Annotated in this window: 31 protein-coding genes and 2 pseudogenes; 11 read left to right on the forward strand and 22 right to left on the reverse strand. The window is 69.0% G+C overall.

Annotated features, from left to right (window positions below):
• The 5 genes and pseudogenes from ACPCJR_RS25325 to ACPCJR_RS25345 form a co-directional block, all read left to right on the forward strand.
• Positions 1-82: pseudogene (locus ACPCJR_RS25325) on the forward strand (IS5/IS1182 family transposase); the annotation flags it as partial.
• Between the two features lie 23 nt (positions 83-105).
• Complete coding sequence (locus tag ACPCJR_RS25330; protein WP_391516198.1) at positions 106-252, forward strand: hypothetical protein; 147 nt, start codon at positions 106-108, stop codon at positions 250-252.
• A gap of 145 nt (positions 253-397) precedes the next feature.
• Complete coding sequence (locus ACPCJR_RS25335; protein WP_391516197.1) at positions 398-544, forward strand: hypothetical protein; 147 nt, start codon at positions 398-400, stop codon at positions 542-544.
• Between the two features lie 3 nt (positions 545-547).
• Positions 548-1453: a hypothetical protein gene (locus ACPCJR_RS25340; protein WP_391516195.1), complete on the forward strand. Its 906-nt coding sequence runs from the start codon at positions 548-550 to the stop codon at positions 1451-1453.
• Between the two features lie 320 nt (positions 1454-1773).
• The gene (locus ACPCJR_RS25345) at positions 1774-3387 is read left to right on the forward strand and encodes an integrase arm-type DNA-binding domain-containing protein (protein ID WP_238231307.1); all 1614 of its coding nucleotides are present in this window, start codon (positions 1774-1776) and stop codon (positions 3385-3387) included.
• On the opposite strand, the gene ACPCJR_RS25350 is transcribed toward ACPCJR_RS25345, so the two are convergent.
• Entirely contained in the window at positions 3384-3584 is a 201-nt protein-coding gene (locus tag ACPCJR_RS25350; RefSeq protein ID WP_238231309.1) for a hypothetical protein, read from the reverse strand. The genes ACPCJR_RS25345 and ACPCJR_RS25350 overlap by 4 nt on opposite strands.
• A 586-nt stretch (positions 3585-4170) precedes the next feature.
• On the opposite strand from ACPCJR_RS25350, the gene ACPCJR_RS25355 reads away from it, so the two are divergent.
• Positions 4171-4761 (forward strand): metallophosphoesterase, encoded by a 591-nt coding sequence (locus tag ACPCJR_RS25355; RefSeq protein ID WP_238231312.1) that lies wholly within the window; start codon positions 4171-4173, stop codon positions 4759-4761.
• 47 nt (positions 4762-4808) lie between these two features.
• Here ACPCJR_RS25355 and ACPCJR_RS25360 read toward each other — a convergent pair whose 3' ends face one another.
• The 15 genes from ACPCJR_RS25360 to ACPCJR_RS25430 all read right to left on the reverse strand — a co-directional run bounded on the left by ACPCJR_RS25360 (position 4809) and on the right by ACPCJR_RS25430 (position 11634).
• Positions 4809-5132, reverse strand: coding sequence for a hypothetical protein (locus ACPCJR_RS25360; protein ID WP_238231314.1), 324 nt, complete (start codon positions 5130-5132; stop codon positions 4809-4811).
• On the reverse strand, positions 5132-5431 hold the full coding sequence (locus ACPCJR_RS25365) for a hypothetical protein (RefSeq protein WP_238231315.1): 300 nt from the start codon (positions 5429-5431) through the stop codon (positions 5132-5134). Before ACPCJR_RS25365 ends, ACPCJR_RS25360 begins: the two co-directional genes overlap by 1 nt.
• Before the next feature lie 12 nt (positions 5432-5443).
• Positions 5444-5698 (reverse strand): hypothetical protein, encoded by a 255-nt coding sequence (locus ACPCJR_RS25370; RefSeq protein ID WP_238275816.1) that lies wholly within the window; start codon positions 5696-5698, stop codon positions 5444-5446.
• 311 nt (positions 5699-6009) lie between these two features.
• Positions 6010-6342 carry a hypothetical protein gene (locus ACPCJR_RS25375; protein WP_238231319.1) on the reverse strand — a complete coding sequence of 111 codons (333 nt, stop codon included), beginning with the start codon at positions 6340-6342 and terminating at the stop codon, positions 6010-6012.
• A gap of 122 nt (positions 6343-6464) precedes the next feature.
• Entirely contained in the window at positions 6465-6878 is a 414-nt protein-coding gene (locus ACPCJR_RS25380) for a hypothetical protein (protein WP_238231321.1), read from the reverse strand.
• A gap of 181 nt (positions 6879-7059) precedes the next feature.
• Positions 7060-7347 (reverse strand): ribosomal protein L7/L12, encoded by a 288-nt coding sequence (locus tag ACPCJR_RS25385; protein ID WP_238231323.1) that lies wholly within the window; start codon positions 7345-7347, stop codon positions 7060-7062.
• Positions 7340-7591, reverse strand: coding sequence for a hypothetical protein (locus ACPCJR_RS25390; RefSeq protein WP_238231325.1), 252 nt, complete (start codon positions 7589-7591; stop codon positions 7340-7342). The genes ACPCJR_RS25385 and ACPCJR_RS25390 overlap by 8 nt, the downstream gene beginning before the upstream one ends.
• The gene (locus ACPCJR_RS25395) at positions 7591-8412 is read right to left on the reverse strand and encodes a hypothetical protein (RefSeq protein WP_238231327.1); all 822 of its coding nucleotides are present in this window, start codon (positions 8410-8412) and stop codon (positions 7591-7593) included. Before ACPCJR_RS25395 ends, ACPCJR_RS25390 begins: the two co-directional genes overlap by 1 nt.
• A gap of 82 nt (positions 8413-8494) precedes the next feature.
• Entirely contained in the window at positions 8495-9271 is a 777-nt protein-coding gene (locus ACPCJR_RS25400) for a hypothetical protein (protein WP_238231329.1), read from the reverse strand.
• Positions 9272-9374: 103 nt separating this feature from the next.
• Positions 9375-10121, reverse strand: a complete 747-nt coding sequence (locus tag ACPCJR_RS25405) for a hypothetical protein (RefSeq protein WP_238231331.1) — start codon at positions 10119-10121, stop codon at positions 9375-9377.
• A gap of 40 nt (positions 10122-10161) precedes the next feature.
• The gene (locus ACPCJR_RS25410; protein WP_238231333.1) at positions 10162-10503 is read right to left on the reverse strand and encodes a hypothetical protein; all 342 of its coding nucleotides are present in this window, start codon (positions 10501-10503) and stop codon (positions 10162-10164) included.
• A complete protein-coding gene (locus tag ACPCJR_RS25415; RefSeq protein WP_238231335.1) occupies positions 10500-10823 on the reverse strand; it encodes a hypothetical protein in 324 nt (107 codons plus the stop codon). Before ACPCJR_RS25415 ends, ACPCJR_RS25410 begins: the two co-directional genes overlap by 4 nt.
• Complete coding sequence (locus ACPCJR_RS25420) at positions 10820-11257, reverse strand: hypothetical protein (protein ID WP_238231337.1); 438 nt, start codon at positions 11255-11257, stop codon at positions 10820-10822. The genes ACPCJR_RS25415 and ACPCJR_RS25420 overlap by 4 nt, the downstream gene beginning before the upstream one ends.
• Positions 11250-11435, reverse strand: a complete 186-nt coding sequence (locus ACPCJR_RS25425; RefSeq protein WP_238231339.1) for a hypothetical protein — start codon at positions 11433-11435, stop codon at positions 11250-11252. The genes ACPCJR_RS25420 and ACPCJR_RS25425 overlap by 8 nt, the downstream gene beginning before the upstream one ends.
• Positions 11428-11634, reverse strand: a complete 207-nt coding sequence (locus ACPCJR_RS25430; protein ID WP_238231340.1) for a hypothetical protein — start codon at positions 11632-11634, stop codon at positions 11428-11430. Before ACPCJR_RS25430 ends, ACPCJR_RS25425 begins: the two co-directional genes overlap by 8 nt.
• Before the next feature lie 287 nt (positions 11635-11921).
• Between ACPCJR_RS25430 and ACPCJR_RS25435 the strand changes: the two genes are divergently transcribed.
• Together ACPCJR_RS25435 and ACPCJR_RS25440 are read left to right on the forward strand one after the other, a co-directional pair.
• Positions 11922-12338 carry a hypothetical protein gene (locus tag ACPCJR_RS25435; RefSeq protein ID WP_238231343.1) on the forward strand — a complete coding sequence of 139 codons (417 nt, stop codon included), beginning with the start codon at positions 11922-11924 and terminating at the stop codon, positions 12336-12338.
• A 71-nt stretch (positions 12339-12409) separates the two neighbouring features.
• On the forward strand, positions 12410-12973 hold the full coding sequence (locus ACPCJR_RS25440) for a hypothetical protein (RefSeq protein ID WP_238231344.1): 564 nt from the start codon (positions 12410-12412) through the stop codon (positions 12971-12973).
• Positions 12974-13134: 161 nt separating this feature from the next.
• On the opposite strand, the gene ACPCJR_RS25445 is transcribed toward ACPCJR_RS25440, so the two are convergent.
• The 5 genes from ACPCJR_RS25445 to ACPCJR_RS25465 all read right to left on the reverse strand — a co-directional run bounded on the left by ACPCJR_RS25445 (position 13135) and on the right by ACPCJR_RS25465 (position 16206).
• Positions 13135-13416, reverse strand: a complete 282-nt coding sequence (locus ACPCJR_RS25445; RefSeq protein ID WP_238231346.1) for a hypothetical protein — start codon at positions 13414-13416, stop codon at positions 13135-13137.
• 288 nt (positions 13417-13704) lie between these two features.
• Positions 13705-13896, reverse strand: a complete 192-nt coding sequence (locus tag ACPCJR_RS25450) for a hypothetical protein (protein WP_204278573.1) — start codon at positions 13894-13896, stop codon at positions 13705-13707.
• A gap of 107 nt (positions 13897-14003) precedes the next feature.
• Positions 14004-15098 carry a HigA family addiction module antitoxin gene (locus ACPCJR_RS25455; protein WP_353744510.1) on the reverse strand — a complete coding sequence of 365 codons (1095 nt, stop codon included), beginning with the start codon at positions 15096-15098 and terminating at the stop codon, positions 14004-14006.
• Positions 15099-15115: 17 nt separating this feature from the next.
• On the reverse strand, positions 15116-15397 hold the full coding sequence (locus ACPCJR_RS25460; RefSeq protein WP_391516188.1) for a type II toxin-antitoxin system RelE/ParE family toxin: 282 nt from the start codon (positions 15395-15397) through the stop codon (positions 15116-15118).
• 380 nt (positions 15398-15777) lie between these two features.
• The gene (locus ACPCJR_RS25465) at positions 15778-16206 is read right to left on the reverse strand and encodes a hypothetical protein (protein WP_238231352.1); all 429 of its coding nucleotides are present in this window, start codon (positions 16204-16206) and stop codon (positions 15778-15780) included.
• 44 nt (positions 16207-16250) lie between these two features.
• On the opposite strand from ACPCJR_RS25465, the gene ACPCJR_RS25470 reads away from it, so the two are divergent.
• Together ACPCJR_RS25470 and ACPCJR_RS25475 are read left to right on the forward strand one after the other, a co-directional pair.
• Positions 16251-16589, forward strand: coding sequence for a hypothetical protein (locus tag ACPCJR_RS25470; protein ID WP_238231354.1), 339 nt, complete (start codon positions 16251-16253; stop codon positions 16587-16589).
• A 123-nt stretch (positions 16590-16712) separates the two neighbouring features.
• Complete coding sequence (locus tag ACPCJR_RS25475; RefSeq protein ID WP_238231356.1) at positions 16713-17216, forward strand: hypothetical protein; 504 nt, start codon at positions 16713-16715, stop codon at positions 17214-17216.
• Between the two features lie 47 nt (positions 17217-17263).
• On the opposite strand, the gene ACPCJR_RS25480 is transcribed toward ACPCJR_RS25475, so the two are convergent.
• On the reverse strand, positions 17264-17419 hold the full coding sequence (locus tag ACPCJR_RS25480) for a hypothetical protein (RefSeq protein WP_391516186.1): 156 nt from the start codon (positions 17417-17419) through the stop codon (positions 17264-17266).
• Between ACPCJR_RS25480 and ACPCJR_RS25485 the strand changes: the two are divergent.
• Positions 17409-17684: pseudogene (locus tag ACPCJR_RS25485) on the forward strand (IS21 family transposase); the annotation flags it as partial. The gene ACPCJR_RS25480 and the pseudogene ACPCJR_RS25485 overlap by 11 nt on opposite strands.
• Positions 17685-17903: the final 219 nt, after the last annotated feature.

Below are 17903 nucleotides of genomic sequence, written 5' to 3' on the forward strand. Positions count from 1 at the left end.
CGTCGCCACACGCTACGAGAAGACCGCCGTCAGCTTCGCCGGTGTCCTCTGCCTCGCCGCAACGCTCGATTGGCTCAAGTGACAACAGGCCCTAGGAGTCCAGCGTTGGATCCGCGCATTAAGGTCGGCCTGATGCAGGCGGAGATCTGGGATCGGCGCCAGATCCTCGGCGACCACGCGTTCGTGGCCTGCATGATCGAGGAGATCGCCGCCCGGGTCGTGGCTCTGAAGGCGATGATCGCGGGCGGTTAGTGGAACTCGCCGCGGATCGCTAGCGGGATCCGGTGTTGCCGGACCCGTTTATCCACAGATAACTGCGTAAAGATTCGCGGATCGCTGGTGGCGAACTGCTTACTGTGTTTCCATCTTCCGCTCATCGGTAATCAGGAAGATGCCCTTGGCGGACCTCGAAGCCCTTTTTGATAAGTCGGGTGCCGGTTTCTGGAAAACCCGATCCGACGATGAACTCCTCGCAATGGAGTTCACCACCGACGACCCGGAGAGCTTGGACAACGTTTCGAACGACCCGCCGCCCGACGAGTAGGCGATGGTCGAACTAGCCTACAACGTCGCCGGCCGGGAGCGCGGCCGGGCCCAGTGCGTGTTCTGCAAGCACCCGAACCACGACAAGGGCGTGGTCATGCTCTATCGCTCCGGCGGGCGCCGGCTCGTCGGGCGCGACTGCGCCCACAAGCGGTACGGCGTCGTCTTCGACGAGTTGGTCAAGGACTTCGACGCAGCCCGGGACCGGCGCGACTACGTCGAGCGGCAGCGGATGGTCCTCTCCCAGCGCTCCGACCTCGTCGACCAGATCGCCGGCATGCGAGCCGACCCGGCCGTCCAGGCCTTCATGGACGTCCGGCGCCGCCTGCAGGTGATGCTCGGGCGGACGGTCTGGGCGCGGCTCGAACGCGTGGCGAACGGCGACGGCATGCTCTCCACCGATGAGCAACTGCGCGACTACGGCACCGAGAACGCCCGCGTGCGGGGCGTGGTCGTCCAGGGTTACGCGCTGCACGGGGCTGAACTCTTCCGTTCCGGCCCGACTGTCCCCGAGCAGTTGCTCGCCATTGAGCGCGAGGTGGCCGAGACCCTGGACGTCCTCCGCCGGCCGGAAGTTACGACGCGCGAGATCCGCATCGGCCTGGTGAGGCTCGGCGAGCTGATGCGGCGGATCGAGGAGCAGCGGGTCCGCCTGCGGGCGGTCAACTCGTTCTTCGAAATCTACAACCTCGGGCACCTCGCCGAGTGGGCCCGCAAGGTCGACCGGCAGATCATCATCGGGACTGGGACCCTGCCGACGCGCCTCGTGGTCCAGCGGGGGAGCGAGACCCTGGAATGCGCCACGCCCGAGCACTACCGCGTCCCGGGGCAGGCCCTCGTCGCGCTGATGCGGGACACCGTCATGGCCCAGAAGAAGGTCCGGCGGGTCACGAAGGGCGCCGCTGCCTAGCGAGGGATACCACTCAGAAGGTGGTATCCCGGTGGTATCCGGCGCTCGTGCATTCAGCCAGGGATACCACCCCAGGGCGCCTAAGCACCTGCGGGGGAAGCCATTCTCAGAAAGAAGGGAGTGGAGCGGGTGAAGGGAATCGAACCCTCGTATTCAGCTTGGAAGGCTTGTTGACCACCTAACGCCCCCGCCGGGCGCCGGCCATCGGTCGTTAACCACCCATTGAATCCATTGAGGTTTTCCCGCCTTTCGGCCTACGCCGGGCTTGCGGGGTCTCTCGGGACCCGCGTTGTATCGGTGTTGTATCGCGGGGGACGGGAATGGCGGCGGGGGCGACGACGAAGGCGAAGCGGGGCTACACCCGCGAGACGGTGAAGCTTACGAAGGCCCACGTGACCCGGGCCGAGAGGCTGCTGCTCGACGGCAAGGTCCCTGGCCGGGGCATGGAATGGGGCGACACGGAGGAGCGCGGGCTGACGCTGCGCCTCACGCCCCAGGCCCTGACCTGGTACCTGCGCACCCGGACCGACACGGTGAAGTTGGGCGCCTACCACCTTCTCGACGTCACCCAGGCCCGGTTCGCCGCCGAGAAGGCCAAGGTCGGCCTGCGGCAGGGCGACAACATGAAGTTCGAGATGTCGGTCTTCCATAACATCATGGCGCGGACCGGCGGCGACCTCGAAGTCGTCGGGGACGTCGCCTTCCCGGACCGCTCGGAGCCGCCGCCGGTGCCGAGCATGATCCGGCGCCGGAACGGGCCGTGGTTCTGGGAGGACATGATCGAGGAGTTCCTCGACTACAAGGCGACCAAGGTCGAGGCGAGCTATCTTCCCAAGTACGCCAAGTACCTGCGGCACCCCGGCTACGCATGCTTGGAGGGAATGCTGGTCTGTACCATCACCGTCGAGAGGTTGCAGGAGATCAGGGACGAGATCATCGCCAACTATTCCCTTTCGACCGCCGCTCGGTGCGTGAACCAGGCCAAGGACGCCTTCGATTGGGCCTGGCGGACGCACAGCGGCCGGAGCGGCCTGGCCAGGGCCGATGAGAAGTGGCCGATGTGGCGCGAGCAATGGCACGTCGAGTACAAGTCCGGGAAGCGCAAGCACACGCCGACGCTCACCGAGCTCGCCCGCACGCTCGCCCTGGCCGAGCGCCACCGCTCCCTCGGGCAGACGGAGCACGGGACGTCGGCCGGCACGCTGGGCCTGCTTTGGTTCACGGTGCTGACGGGCCAGCGGACGGGCCAGGTCGCCAAGACGGAACTCGATCAGGTCGGCCACATCTCGCAGGACGCCGGCGTCCCGGGCGCCGATTGGGTCGCGGTGACGTGGCAGGGGCCGCAGATGAAGTCGAGGCGTCAGCACGTCCTGCCGCTGCCCCCTGCCGCCTGGCGGGAGCTCGAAGGCCTGCTCGCGCCCGCCCGCGCCAAGTCGAACCGTTGGCTGTTCCCGCCGAAGCGGGGGGCGGGGCACGCGAGCGCCGGGTCTATGAACCAGGTCCTGTTCCGCCTCGCCGGCAAGCGCCACAAGAAGGCCGATCCCCAGCGCGTCTCCCCGGAGGTGCCCCTCCCGGACCTGCTGACCGAGCACGGCATCCGCAAATGGACGTTGCATGACGTGCGGCGGTCGATCACCGAGTTCCTCGTGGACCGGAGGCTGGGCGGCGCCGCCTCGGCCATCCTCGACCACGAGATCGCGGGGGCGAAGGACCTGCGGGAGCAGACGGCCACGGTGACGCGGCTGCACTACGACACCGCGCAGCGGATCGCGCTCAAGGCCGAGGGCATGGCGCTCTGGTGCGACGCCCTGCTGGCCGAGGTCGAGCGGGAGCGGGCGCTGCTGGCCCTGCAGCCGTTGCCGGCGCCGCGGCCGCGCCCGAAGCGTAAGCCTGCCAAGCGCAACCCGGGCCGTCCCAGGAAGATCGCGGCCTAACCGGCCAGCCGCCGCAGCCGGCGTCCGCGCCGGTCCCGGCCGAGCGCCCTCGCCAGGTCGGCCGGGCGCTCGGCCCGCACGAATCCCGGCCCGCCCCGGCGTGCGGCCGCCGTCTCCAGGTCCTCCGCCATCGCCCTCCGCAACGCGTCCCGCTCGTCCCCGGCGGCCGCGCCCGCGATGTCGTCCCAGCTTGGCATTGACCCTCTCCGCCTTGAGAACAGATAGGGAACGGACGGATCGGGTCAACGGAGGGGGGGACGGGATGGAGGTGCCGCGGACGCTGGGGGCGTTCCCCAACCGGCGGGTCGTCATCGTCTGCCCCTGGTGCCCTCGGCGCCATGGCTCCTACGACACCGACAGGCTGATCGCGCGCCTCGGTCCCCGGGCGTCGCTGGAGGATGTCCTGGCCGCCCTCGTCGTCGGATGCCGGTGGCCGAAGGCGTGGCACGTCCGCGGGCCGTCGCAGTACGTCCCCTGGTGCCGGGCGAGGTTCGCCGACCTCGGGAGCCGGCGCCCTCCGGACCGCGACGTGCCCGCTCCGTAACAATGTCATCCATCCCCGGCGCTGGATGACATTTTTACGGACGCCGCCTCCGCCCAGGCTTTCCGTTAACCCTGCCGCACGACCCCGCTTGACGGGTCGAATCTGGAGCTGCGATCCCTGGTCCCACACCGCGACCGAGAGGCGACCGTGAAACGCCGAATAGCCCCCAAACCGACGAGACCGACCATCCCGGGGGCGTGACGCCGCGCGCGCAGCCCCCCTTCGAGGAGGCTGCCTTCATGACCAAGACCACGACTTCGACCGCCCGCGTGCTCCTGACCGCGGACCACCATTTCGGCCACGAGGCCGTGCTCAGGATGAGCGGCCGCCCGTTCGCCTCCATCGGCGAGCACGACGAGTACCTCGTCGAGGCCTGGAACGCCTCCGTCGGCCCGAAGGACGAGGTCTGGCACCTCGGCGACTTCGCCTACAAGTGCACCCAGGAGCACGCCGCGCGCGTGTTTTCCCGCCTCAACGGGGTCAAGCGGTTGGTGCACGGCAATCACGAAAAGCGCGGCAAGACGCTGCCCTGGGCGTCGCAGCACGAGGGCTTCGTCGACACCGTCATTGAGGGGCGCCGCGCGTTCCTCTGCCATTACGCCTTCCGGGCCTGGCCAGGGGCCTTCCGCGGCACGCTCCACTTCTACGGCCACACGCACGGCCTCTTGCCGGACACCCGGCAGTCCTGCGACGTCGGCGTGGACCGATGGCAGTACCGGCCGGCGTCGTTCCCCGAGATCCTGGCGCGGCTGGAGGCGACCGAGGCGCTGCCCGAGGAGGTCGTCCTCGGGCAGGCCCAGGATGCCGCCCGCGAGGCCGACGAGGCCTGAAACGAGAAGGGCCCCCGGCGGCGAACCGGGGGCCCTTCTCGTTGTGGCTATCGGCGCGGGCCCGGCGGTCCCCTGAGTTCCTGCTCGATCTCGTACGCCGCCACCATCGCGTCGTCGGCGGCGTCATGCAGGCGGCCGGCCTCGGTCTCAAGGGCGTCCGCGTGATCCCGCAGGATCAGCGGCAGCGCCGCGATGGCCCAGGGCAGGATCTCCATCGCGCCGGTCCTCCACCGTGACACCGACCTCGGGTCGATGGTCTCGCGAGGCCCGTCCGGGTGATAGGCCCCCAGGGCCCGGGCGACAGCCTTCGCCCAGTTGTCGTCGCCCGTCAGGGCCTCGCCGGCACGGGCCAACATCTCGCGCGGGGTCATCAGAGCTTCTCCCTCCAGATCACGGTGCCGCGGTCGGCGTCGAGCCAGAAGAACAGCTCCCAAGGCTCGCCCTCGAAAACCTGGCCCCATGCCAGGACGGCGCCGCTGACGAGAGTGGCCGCGAACTCGTCGCTGGGGCGGTCCTCGCGGTACCACGCCGGGCGGCGCTTGCCGGTCGAGGCGTGGACGTGGGCGACGCGGCGGCGGGCCTCCTGGACGTCGATGACGTCGGAGAGGGCGTTGAGGACGGCCTCGGAGACCGAGTTGCGGTAGCGGGCGGGGATGGCGGAGACGATCATGGGGGCGGCTCCTTAAATGCCCAGGCTGCGGGCGCGGACGACCTCGGGCTCAAGCTCGGCGAGGAACGCGAGGCCGAGCAGGTTGACGTAGTAGCCGGACCGGCGCGGCGGCTCCGGTTTGCGCCGGCCGGCCGAGGCGGTCGTCATCGGGGCGGTTTCGACAGTGAGGTAGACATCGCCGTCGGGGATGGCGTCGAAATGGTCGTCCAGGCAGGCCTGCTGCCAGACGATGCGGGCCTCGTCGTGCGACCGGGCCCAGACCTCCATGGCCAGGCTTTCGTGGACCGGCTCCTGCGTCCGAGGGTCGACGGGGCGACAGATGTGCGCCTCCGGCTCGCCAAGCACCAGGGCGAGGATCTGGGCGACGTTCTCGGACCGGGTCCGGGCGGGACCCGCTTCGTCCTCGCGGAGGGGGCGCCGCGGAGGCGCGGGACGGAGGAATGGGCGCATTGAGGATGCTCCTGTCGGTGGCGGGCGGCTCATGCCGGCCCGAGGGGGGAAGGAATCCGGCCCCCGGCTGGCCGCCCCCTGAGGCGGCCGGCGAGAGGCCGGGGCGGGTGCCCCGGCGGTTGGCTGGTTCAGACGGCGTTCGGGTCGAAGGCGAGGATCGCGTCGCAGGACATGTCGCCCAGCCCTGCGTCGAGCATCCGCCACATGTCCGTGGCGGCGCCGTCGACAGCGGCCGCGTGATCGCGCATCGCCTCGGCCCAAACGCCGGTCGTGACGTGGACGGCGACGACGGCGGCGTGCGCCTCGGCCACCAGGGCGTCGAGTTCCGCGCGGCGCGCCTTGACGGCGGCGGCGAGGTTCTGCGCACGGACGATGGCGGCGTCGCGGGCGTCGTAGGCCCGGGTCAGGGCCTGGCAGGTGACGACCGGAATGGCGGCGGCGACGGTGACGAGGGCGTTCATCGAGGATGCTCCTGTGGTGGCGGGCGGCTCTGCCGGCCCTGGGGGAAGGACTGTCCGGCCCCCGGCGGGGCGCCCCGTGAGGCGACCCGCGAGAGGCCGGGGCTGGTGCCCCGGCGGCGGCGTCAGATCTCGGCGAGGGCCGCCATGTCGACGCGGTACTCCTCGACGCGTTGGAGGAAGGCGAGCCGCTGGGCCTCGTCATCGGCGCGCTCCTGCTCGATGCGCTGGCGCTCCGCCTCGGCCTCGATGTGGGCGTAGGCGCCGCCGGCGGCCGCAGCCTCTTCGCGGGTGACGATGGCAACGGTCCGGCGGCGGGCGAGACGCTCCTCGACGGCGAGGTCGGGATGGGCTTCGAGGCGGGCGAGGAGTTCCTCGCGCGAGGTCCGGTACTTGCTGCCGTAGCGGGCGGCGCGGCCGGTCAGCGTCGAGCCGGACCAGGCCTCGGAGCCGTTGAGAACGGCGCGCTGGTAGGAGCCGCGGGCGCACCCGTAGGCGGCGAGGACGGCGGCGGGGCTGATGTCGGTGTAAGCGCTCATTAGGATGCCCCTTCTGATGGGAGGCTGTACCTGCCCATGACCGGAATATGCCATCGGTCATGGCGCAGCACAAGCATTATCAAGAAGAAATCGCGCATTCATCGAGTGTAACGCGCGATCAATACAGTGTAACGGATTGTCAGAGGTCCGTTGGGGTTTCAGGCGGCCTCGCCGCGGCGGGTCAAGGCCACACCGCCAAGCTCATGTCTCGCTTCAACTCCGTCAGAGCGTCCCGCTCCAGATCTTCAAGCGGGCGGTTCGGGCAGGTGTCCTGCACCCCGACAATGCGGGCGTGCTTCTCGGCGAACCGGACGGGGCCGCACATGTAGGCGTCCTCAACCATGTCCTTGGCCTCCTTCAGCCCGACGCCGAGGGCGCGCCGGAGCCACTTGATGGCCTCGATCTTCGGGTGGGCGGTCTGCTCGGACGAGCGGATGGCGAGGCGGACGATGGACTGCAGGTCAATCACGGGACGCCTCCTTGGCGGCGGTTGCGGAAGGGGTGGTGTCGTCGGCGACGCCGGCGGCGTTCCCGACGATGGCGAGGACGGCCCAGACGAAGACGAAGCCGGAGGCGAACAGGCTGGCGTGCCACGCCGCGCGGGCGAGGTCCCAGCCGGCGCCGGCCAGGACGAAGACGATGGCCACGATGGCGGCCGCGCTGATGGAGACCCGCCCGGGGCCTCCGGCGATGAGGGCGAGGAAGGGGCGCATCAGGCGGTCGCCTTCCCAAGGTTGAAGGTCCCCAGCGTGCCGACCCGCACAACCCGGTTCCCGTCGCGGCGAAGCTGGGCAATCTCGACGGCGGCGGATATCTCGCGGACGTCGAGGTGCTGCTCCATCGCGGGGCGGAACAGCGGGTCCTCGGCGAGCTCGGGGTGCTCCTCCAGCAGGTTCACGATGAACGCCTTACCTGCGAGCTCGTGGACTACGTCTAGGCTCGTGCTCGGCTTCGACACGCACCCGTTCGTCAGGTCCCAGAAGAGCGTCTCGATGGTCTGCTTGAAGGCCGCGTGCTCGTCGACCAGCCAGCCCAGCGTGACCGCATCTTCGAGCGGGTAGCTGTCGAGACCGAGGGCCTCGGCGGCGGCGGAGTTGCCCTCGTAGTCCTCGCAGTTGAACAGGACGAGGTCCCTGGTGACCACCGGCGCCTCGACGGTCGTGATCCCCTTGCCGCGCGGGACGTCCACAGACCGCCCGGGCTCCAACGCCCCAGGCATGAAGCCCGACCCCGACGCGGACAATACCAGCGACTGCACCCAATCGAGGTAGTCCCGGTGACTGACGCCGTCCCAGCAACCGGTTCGGCGGGCGAACTCCACGCGATCCGCCGTGGTCGAGCCGGGCTGCGGCTTCCGCACGACGGAGAACCCGGCCGCGTCGAGGGCCTGCATGACGTCGTGGGCTAACACGTCAGCCGAAGCGGGATGGTCGAGATCCACTCCGCGCATGCTGAGATGAATGGCGGCTACGGCTACCGTCTCCGCGCCGTCGACGGTGAACTCGGTCTTGAACTCGTTGGTCTGGCGCTTCACGAAGCGCTCCTGAGAAACCGGGGTGGGGGGGAGGAATCGGTGGTGCGCCACTGCCGCCTGGCGCGCGACGGAGAGCGATGCCTCAGGCGGTCGGCTCCACGACAGGGCCGAGCAGTGCGATCTCGTCAGCCGGGCGCGGCCCGTACCGGCGCAGGTTGTCGTTGCGGAACCAGCCGCCGCCGATCTTCCCGGTCTCGCCGGAGTGGTAGAGGAGCTTGGTCGTCCCGTCGGACGGGTCGATCTCCTGCACCAGGCCGATCTTGACCCCCTCAGCCTCCATGGGCGGGTGCTGGCTGTCGCCGACGCTCAGGATCTCGACGAGCTCGCCCTTCTTCCACTCGGGCTTGCGTTCCCGGCCGGCGTGCCGGTCCCGGAGCTCCGCCACCATTTCCTGCAGGGTGAGCGCCTTCGCCGGCTCGGGCTTGGCCGCTTCCTTGGCCAGCTTCTCCCGCCAAGCCGTCTCGTGCTCGGGCGTCCAAGCCTCGAAGTTGAAGCTCTCCCCCATGCACGCCTGCAGAACGCCGTTGCGGTGGACGCCGTAACGGATGTCGAGGACGCGGCCGAAAGCGCTTGACCCGGCATCTTCGGGGTTGGTCGCCGTCTGGATGCGGATCGGCTCGTAGAGAACCTCAAGGACCACGCACGGCTCGCCGGGCCCCTTCAAGGGCGCGTCGGGCCGCTGCACGACGATGTCGCCGACTGCGAAGGGGCAGTAGCCGTACTCCTCCGCCGCCTTGGCGAAGCGTGCGAGGATGCCGTCGGCGTCGAGCTTGATCGGCTCCGGCTTGTCGGCGGCACGCGCCTCCATGAGGGCCGGAGGGAGGGAGGAACCGAGGGACGAGAGAAGGCTGCTCAGCATGGCTGTGACCTGTCTGGATGGGTGGCGGGATTGCCCCCTTTGGCGGGGCGGGCCGGGAAGCTCGCGGGTGCGCCACCGTCGCCTGGCGCGTCGACGGAGGCCCTCAAGCCGCGGCGGCGAGGGGCCGCTCGTCGCGCTTCAGCATCTCGGCGAGCTCGGGGGCCTCGGCGTAGACCTCGAACCACGCGGAGACGCGGCCATGGCGGGTCGCGTAAAACTCGCCGTCGATCAGCTCGCGCAGGAGCAGGTGCGGCTCGCCGGCCGGGATGACGAGGCCGGTCCCGTGGCAGACGTGGTCCTTGCGGCCACGGACGACCTTGCGGGCGAGCTCGCGCACGTCGCCTTCCTTGCCGCCGTCGAACGGCAACATGTGAAGGAAGTCGTCGTCGGTGACCTGCTCGGCGGCGCGGAGCTTGATCCAACCGAGGTCGGCGTCGTTCCAGTGCCCGCTCTCGATGCGGTCGATGATGCGGCCCTGGAGGTCGCGGAAGAGCTCGGGCATGTCCGGCTCCTCGACGCACTCGCGGATGATGTCGCCGACGTCACGCTCCGCGAGGGAGCCGAAGATCGCGACGATGGCCTCCCGGCGGGAATAGAAGTCGAGCTTCTCGATGCCGGCGGCGAGCGTCTCGAACAGGTCGGACGGCGCCAGGATCTCGGGCAGGCTGGCGCCCGTGTCGGGGTGGGGCACGAACACGTTGGCGCCGGCTTCGATGGCGAGGGCGTGCGGCTCGCGGTCTCCGCGTTCGAGCCGGTCGCGCCAGACGCCGAAGTTGGCGAACGCCGTGTCGGGGAGCTCGTCGATGTAGCGATGGGGGACGTAGGGGGTGGTGCTGGTCTGGCGCCGCATCGGGCGCTCCTATGAAACCGGGGTTGCGGGAAGGGGTGGATCAGTCGTCGGCGAGCGAGGGCTGGCGACGGCGCTCGGCGCGCAGGGCCTGGTAGTGCTGGCCCTGGAGCTCGGCGCGGAACTCGGCGTCGATGCCTGGGTCGGTGAGAAGCGCCGCGAGGTCGGCCTTCCCCTTCGCCGCGAGCGCGTCGGCCTCTGCGACCTCGCGCTCGTCGGGGGCGTCCCAGTAGATGCCGTCGTGCGCGAACTCGATGTCGAGGTCGGCCTCCATCGCCCAAAGGGCGCCGAGGTCGATGAGGCTGCGGGCGAGATCCCCGTCCCCTGCCACACGGGCCGCGGCGAGGCGGGCGAGCAGGTCGGCTACGGTCGTGATGACAGTCATGCGTCTCTCCCGAGGGTGGCGGCAACGAGGGCGACCGCCGCGGCCACGCCGGCCTCGCCGGAGGCCTGGACGGCGAGGAACTTGAAGGTGGCGGGCGGGGCGGCGTCGTCATGGATGACGAGCGTGCGGGGGTCGCGGCGCAGGCCGAGGTAGGCCAACACCGCGGGGTGGATCGCCCGGGTGCCGTGAAGGGCCCGGCTGACGGCGGTCTGAGCCGCCCGGTCCGTCAGGGGGAGATGGCGGGCGACGGCGATCTGGGAGCCAGCAGCCTCGACGGCCCTGGCGAGACGGGCGCGGGCCTGCCGTTCGGTGAGCGTCACGCTGGCCTCCCGGGCGTACGGGGCGGGAGCCGCATCCCGCGCACCGGCATCTGCGGCCGGGGCGGCACCGCCCGGGCGGTTGTCGGTTCTGCCTCCGCGGCGGCCTTGGCCTCGGCACGGGCACGGGCGGCGGCGTAGGCGTCGTAGGGCGGGACGACCTTCGGCGCCGGGGCGGGATCGGCGGCCTTGGGCGGCTCCGCGACCGGGGGACCGGAGCGGTACTCGGCCAACATGCCGCTGAGGCGCGTGATCTCCTCCTTCGCCACCCGCTCCAGCTTGAGCTTCGTGATTGTCACGTGGTCCCGCAGGCCCTCGCCCTGCGGGATCTCCAAGCCGGCCGCGACGTAGTGGCACTCGAAAATCAGGTCGGCGAGGCGCTTGCGCGTCTGGATCGCGTCGAGCGCCTTGAGGTCGTGCGTCCACTTGTCAGCCATGGGACGCCTCCCCGCGGGCGGTGGCGACGGAGACACGGCGCATCGCCTCGAATCGCTCGACGTCGCGAGCGACCTGGCGCGACGGGGCGCCGGAGACCTTGTTGATCTTGGCGAGGGCCCGAGCGGCGGCCTTGCGGGCGGCGCGGTAGGACGCGGCCGGGCGGGACGGCTTAGCCATTGGCCGCCTCCCGGTACTCAACCGACGTCGTCTTCGTCAGACCCAGGGCCCGCAGGATCGCCGGGCCCGGGGCGCGACGGCCCGCCAGGGCGTCGTGGACGTAGACAGGCGACACTCTGTTCTCGCGCGCGAAGGCGGTGTGGCCCCCCGCTTTATCTATGCGCGCCCTCAGGCGCTCCCGCACTTCCTCGACCGTCACGACTCACTCCTGGCTATTGACGCGTAGAAGCGTAGTATGCGTCGAACGCGCTTACAAGGGCTGGCCTAGATTGCACCCAGTAGCGACTTTTGGGTGCAATCTGGGCCACGAGGTGAAAGCTTCGACTTTCGAAGGATTACACGATGAATGCTTGGTGGCGATCGAAGGACGGAACGCCCGATCCTTCAAGGACTGGCGACGCAATCCTTGTCCTGCCGGCCTGGGAGCGGGCGTACGAGGCCACACTCAGCGAGGATTGCCTCGCCCTGGGTGCGCGGATTTGTCCTGTGGATCGGACCGAGGAGCGGGTCCGGCGGGGCCGGTACGTCGACGCCTATCCCCGCGCCCACTACGCGGTGGCGCCCGGGGCTGTGGTCGTCGTCGCTCCCGGGTCCGGGCGGGTCCCGCACCGCGCCTATGTCGGCCGGGACGACGGCGTGACCGAGGTCTCGTTCATTGAGGCGGGGGACCGGATCGACCCGGCCGGCGCGAATCGGCGCGCATGGCATCGGCGCGTGCGGGCGAGCGGTCTGAAGGCAACGCCGACGCGGCACCACATGACCGCCGGGCACGGCTACGAGGCCGACGTGGTCTACGACTGGCACGGGCAGGCGTACGTCGCCCTCGTGACCCGAGCCGGGCCCTCATACGTATGGGCCCGCGCCGTTACGTACGCCGAGGCCATGGCGCTCGGGATCGCGTGACGTACCGAGGGCGCGGGCGTGTCGTATGCATGCCCGCGCGGCACTATCGGGAGGTCAACACGGAGGGGACGATGAAGGGGTTTCTCGCAGCGCTCGGCAGGATGCTCGCCGCCATGGGGCGCATCACGCTGGTGCCGGTCATCGAGGGCGGCCGCCTCGTCTGGCGCACCGTCCGCGCGGTCCTCGCGCCGCACGACCCCATTGCCGAGGCCGAGGCCGCGTTCGAGGCGGAGGCCGCCGAGCCCACCCCGGCGGCGCCGCCGACGTTCGACGCGCTGTCGGTCTCGGAGCAGTGGGGGCTGGCCGCGGCGGAGCATCTCTACCCCAGCGTCGACAGCGAGATCCCGCCGGGCATCCTCGACCGGGCCGCCGCCGCCTATCTCGACGGCCTGTCGCCGCAGGATCGCAACAAGCTGCTGATGAACGGCCCCCGCTACATCGGCGAGCATCTCCTCGGCGAGCGCGTCCTGCAGGGCCTGCCCAAGCCCCTGTCTCCGTCTGAGTTCGCCGCCCTGGAGGGCCAGAGGGCCGCTGCCGCCGCCCAGGCGGCCAGGGCCGAGATGGAGAAGGGCGCATTGATCAGGGCGATCTTCGACGACATCCTCGACGAAGGGCCGCCCGCCTTCCCGGCCTGATCGCCCCCACCCGAACGACGAAACCCGCCTCGGTCACCCCGGGGCGGGTTTTTTCTTGTCCAAAACGACGATTGTTGTCGTCTTTCTTGCTTGTAGGGGGTTGACTCGTGCGCGCCGCGCACCTTTGCACACTTTTTCGCACATCACGGCATGTGACGGCATCAGCCTGCGAGGGCGGCCCGGCGAGCCTCGATGAAGGCCTGCTGCCGCTGCCGGGCGAACCGGGCGGCGCGGGCGTCGACGATGGCCTTGGCCTCCTGCTCGGCGCGGTGCTCGGCCATCACGCGGCGGTACGCCATCGCCGCGGTCGCCTGGCGGATGGCGGCGGCTTCCCGGCGCTCACCGGCGCGACGAGCGGCTCCCAAGGCCAGCCCCATGGCCAGGCCCTGCAGGGGGGCCTCGAAAGACCGGACGACGGTATCGGCGTTGCTGTGATACGACATCGGGGCGGCCTCCTCAGGTGGTGTGCGCCCAGGAGATCGGGATCCCCGAATCGATGTCCAGACCCCTTCGCCGGTCGTGGTTACTGAAGTCCCTGGCCCCTGTGGATGGCGTCAGCCCCGGACGCGTACGAATTCTTCCGGCGACAGCACATCCCGGGAGTAGCGTTCGTATGCCCTGTGTAGGGCCCCGTTACCTGACCACCCGGTAACGCCACATCAGCACTAAGTAACGGATTATCAGAACAACAATGCCGCCGGAATTTTTCGAAAACCCGGCGGCGGCCGCCCTCACTGCAGGGCGATGTAGCCCACCAGGTCCGCTAGGGCGGCGTCCTGCGTCGCCGGGGCCGTCAGGGTGAGGATGTCGCCGAGGTTCACGAGGACCGGGTTGCCGCCGGTAGTCGTGGAGATCGCCACGGTCTTGCTGACCGCGAAGGTATCGGTCTCGGTGGTCGGCCCGTTCAGGGCCAGAGTCAGCATCCTTCCCGACGCCGTAGCTCAGCGCTGCACCTCGCCGGTTACGTGCACTCCACGGACCCGCACCATCGACGATCTTAAGCCTCGGCGTCGTCGCCGGGTCGCGTCAGTCAGGCCGGCGCAACCTCGTCCACCCACGCGAAGCGCGCCTTCAAGTCGTTGAGTTGATTGAAGGGTACGGCGTGGCGATGCTGCAGCATGCCGACCACGATGCCCGGGTGCAAGCCGACCTCCTCGGCGAAGGCGGTGACCTCCTGCCTGGTGGAGGGGCTTGTCGTGGCGAAGGACTCGATCCGCTCCCGACCAACCAGCACCTCCTCGGCCCAGGCATCGGCCTCGGCCTCCACCCCGTCGCCCTCGCCGTTCTGGTCGTCGACGAAATTCTTCCCGCGATGCAGGACGATGTGCGCTGCCTCGTGGAAGAAGGTCCACCAGAAATGGTCGTTGCTCTTCATGCGCAGCGACATTTGGATCAGCGGCCGCTCGTCGTTCATCCACCGCGCCGAGCCGAAGACGCAGGTCTTGCTCAAGGGCTTCTGGAAGACCAGGGCGACGCCTGCCGAATGGCAAAGCTCCAGCATGCGCGGCTCAAAGACGTCCGGACCATGCACCGTCAGCGACCTGATCTCGGCGCAACTCCGAAGGAACCGTTCGCCGTCGTAAGCCGGAAGCTCGCGCTTCCGGGCCTGCTCCTCCCCGAGCATCAGCCAGCAGTACATGTGGTGCGGGGAAGCCGTCGCGGAACGCGCCCGGCGATGATGCACCGCCAGCGACCCGATCCTGGCGTCGTAGGCCTGCGCGGTGCCGATGCCGAGCATCGTCAGCATCTCGCCGAACAGGCTGCCGATGTCGCGCGTGTCGGGCAGCCGGCCGCATGCCTTGAGCTCCTTCACCGGGAACTGCTTCAGCCAATCGGCCTGCCGCTCGGCGCTCTCCCGCTCCCGCTCCCGGGCCTGGAACAGGTCCCACTCGGCCTGCAGCCCCGTCCAGATATAGGCCTTTAACCCGAGGACGTGCTCAAGCCGAAGAGCCGTCTCCGGCGTGACCGGGTTCGTGCCGTTGATGATCGTGCTGACGAGCTTCGGCGTCAGGCCGGCCAGGCGCGCGAACTCGGCCTGCGACCAGCCGCGCCCATCGATGTACTCCGCAAGGTGTTCGCCGGGGTGCGTCGCCCATTGCGGGACGAAGGCTTCCTTCCTCGTCATGTCCACGCCTCCAACGCTCACTTCCCGTGGTAGTCCACGACCTCGACGATCTCGACCGCCGTGACGCTCGCGACGTCGACGCCGCCGTCCGGGAGAGACGGGACCGGGTCGTGGTCGGGCACGAAGACGATGCGCCAGTTGTCCTTGATGGTGACGGAGAACTGGCCCTTCCGGTCATTCTTCAGCATATGCCGGTAGTCCGGCGAGCCGGTCGGGACGTCCGACAGGCTTTTCGCTTGCCTCAGCACACCCAGCCGAAGCCGGATGTGCCGCGCGCGGTCGCCGAAGGCCTTGGCCATCTCCTTCGGGTCGGTAAGCTGCTTGCACAGCCGCTTACCCCTGACGGTGAGATCCATAGGCCGAAACCGTTACCTGCAAGGTAATGTTCTCCGAGTCATTACCCAATGGGTAACATGGTCGCAACGCCGGCGCCATCGCCTCCGTTCCGTACCCGCTACCGATGAACAGCCGTGTTCGAACCCGCTCCGGCTTGAGGCGGGACGGAGGCGAGAGGTCACGATGTCGTATCGGCCCCCTGAGTTTGCCGGCACGAGGACGAGGGGGTCCCTTGCCGCGCCTGCATCGGACGTATTCCGAGGCAAGGGGTGGGGGACGACCGGCGTGTCGCCGCATCTGAAGGTTTTTCCGGCCTCCTTTGCGCGGATCGCCCGAGGCATCGTCACGGTGTCGAAAGGAGGTCGTCATGAGGCCGAAGCAGTTGATCGAGCGCTTGGCGGCAATGGAACCTCCGCCGCAGGGGGTACCCGTGGTGCCGCCCATCGAACTGGTGGCGATGATGACGCGGACCGTTCGCGGGCTGCGGCAATGGAAGAAGGAAACGCTGGCCGACTTCGCCAGCGTCTCGCTGTCCATCGTCGAGCGGGTCGAGAGGGCGGAGCCCGTCGGTAACGAGAGCCTTGAGCGGATCGCGGTGGCGCTCGGCTACGAGCGAGGCGCATTCACGCAACCCCGCGTCCCGATCCCACGCGAGGAGGCCGCCGCGCGGCTCGCCGACGACGTCGGTCACCTCGATGCCGTCGAGGTGCGATGCTTCCGGACGCACCGGCAGGTGCGCATGGTTGCCGGCACGCAGGCGTACCTCATCCACGACACCGAATTGGGTCCGGCTTCCTGGAGATCCGCGCCGCCGCGATGTCCGACAAAGTCGTGCTGCAGATGGAGCCCTTCGACGAGGCGATGGAGCACGAGATCTCGCGCCGCGTTGCGCGGGCCTCGACGCCGCAGGCCGACCACTGGACCCGCCGGACCATACCGGCCGGTCAGCGGCACCTGGTCCTGCGCGAGCACCTAATGGGCCGTGAGAACGAAACACGGCATTCGCTGCTCTCGGCCTATCTCCACGTAGTCGCCGGGGACGGCGGTAGTACCGAGTTCCTGGCCGAGTACGACGAGCACATCGCCCTGGCGAGTTGGGTCTCGTTAACCGTAAAACAGCACACCCTATTGCGCCACCAAGTATGCGTGGTCTAACACAGAAGGATGAGATAGGTGCGTCAACCGCATTAAGGTTGACGACTGAATCAACTCGACGGGCGAAAGCCTCTGGCCTTTCTTCGCATGCGTGGCCACCCCGGCCACGCATGGAGAGAGCCCATGAGGCATACGGACCCCGAGTACCGCCGCGAAGAAGACGACATGTGCGTCGTCTGTGGCATCACATGCGAGGAGGCCGACGACGAAGACGGGTGCGGTTGGGCAGGACCGTCGTTGTGCGGCAAGTGCTGTCGCGCGCTCTACTTTGACGAGGGCGTCTACGACAGCCTCAGCCCGGTCGCGACAGAGTGCCTGTACGACTGGCTGGGTGACCTCGTCGCCGGTGGGCCGGCCATGCAGGAAGCATTCGAACGCGACCTTCCGTTCGCCATCATGCTGTATGAGCGCGGGGCGCACTTCGACGAAGCGGACGCGCGCCAGGCGTTCAACGGAATCGCGAAGCGGTATCTCGAACTCCGCGCGATCCCGCCTAGCAAGCGGGACTGGTATGACGACCCGACGCAGATCCTCGGCGACATTTTCTCAGACGAATGGCGTGCGGTGCGTAAGTTGATCCTTGCAGCGCACCGCATCAGGAAGATGCACAACATCAATCTGCTGTAACCGATGAAGCGCCCAAATACTGGACGCTCCAGGGGCACAAGGCCCCGCTATTCCTCCCCTCCAGCCTCCATCGCGCGCCCGAGCCGGATCTCCTCCGGCACGGCGGGTGTCGCCGCCATCCTCTCGCGGATCTCCTCCAGCGAGGCCGGCCGGTAGCCACATCGGTCCACGCCCACGTCGCAGCTTTGAGAGGTGTCCGGCACGATTGCGCGCATCCGGCGCGAGTTCTTCACCCGCGGTCGCTCGATCAAGGACATCGTCCGCGATCTGCACGTCTCGCGCAACACGGTCCGGAAGGTCATTCGGTCGGGGGCCACCGCCTTCGCCTACGAGCGTGAGGTGCAGCCTCTGCCCAAGCTCGGGCCGTGGCGCGAAGATCTCGATCGGATGTTGACCACCAACGCCGGCAGGTCAGCCCGCGAGCAACTAACGCCGATCCGGATCTACGAGGTGCTGCGCGGACTCGGCTAGAGCCGCCACTGTATTAAGCCATCGCGACGTCTCCCTCATCGTCCGCCTGCCGACCTACAGGCCCACAAGAGCAGGGGCCTGCCCGTCGTGCACGACCGAACAGCCGACATGCTAACTCCTGACCCATAGCAGGCTTTCAATTGTGCCGACCCAGATGTCCGCTCGTTACGAAGAAGCGGACCTGTCTGCGGCGGCCATGACATCAGCAGGTTGGGG

The sequence above is a fragment of the Methylobacterium sp. NPDC097929 genome, assembly GCF_049543375.1.
Taxonomy (GTDB): domain Bacteria; phylum Pseudomonadota; class Alphaproteobacteria; order Rhizobiales; family Beijerinckiaceae; genus Methylobacterium.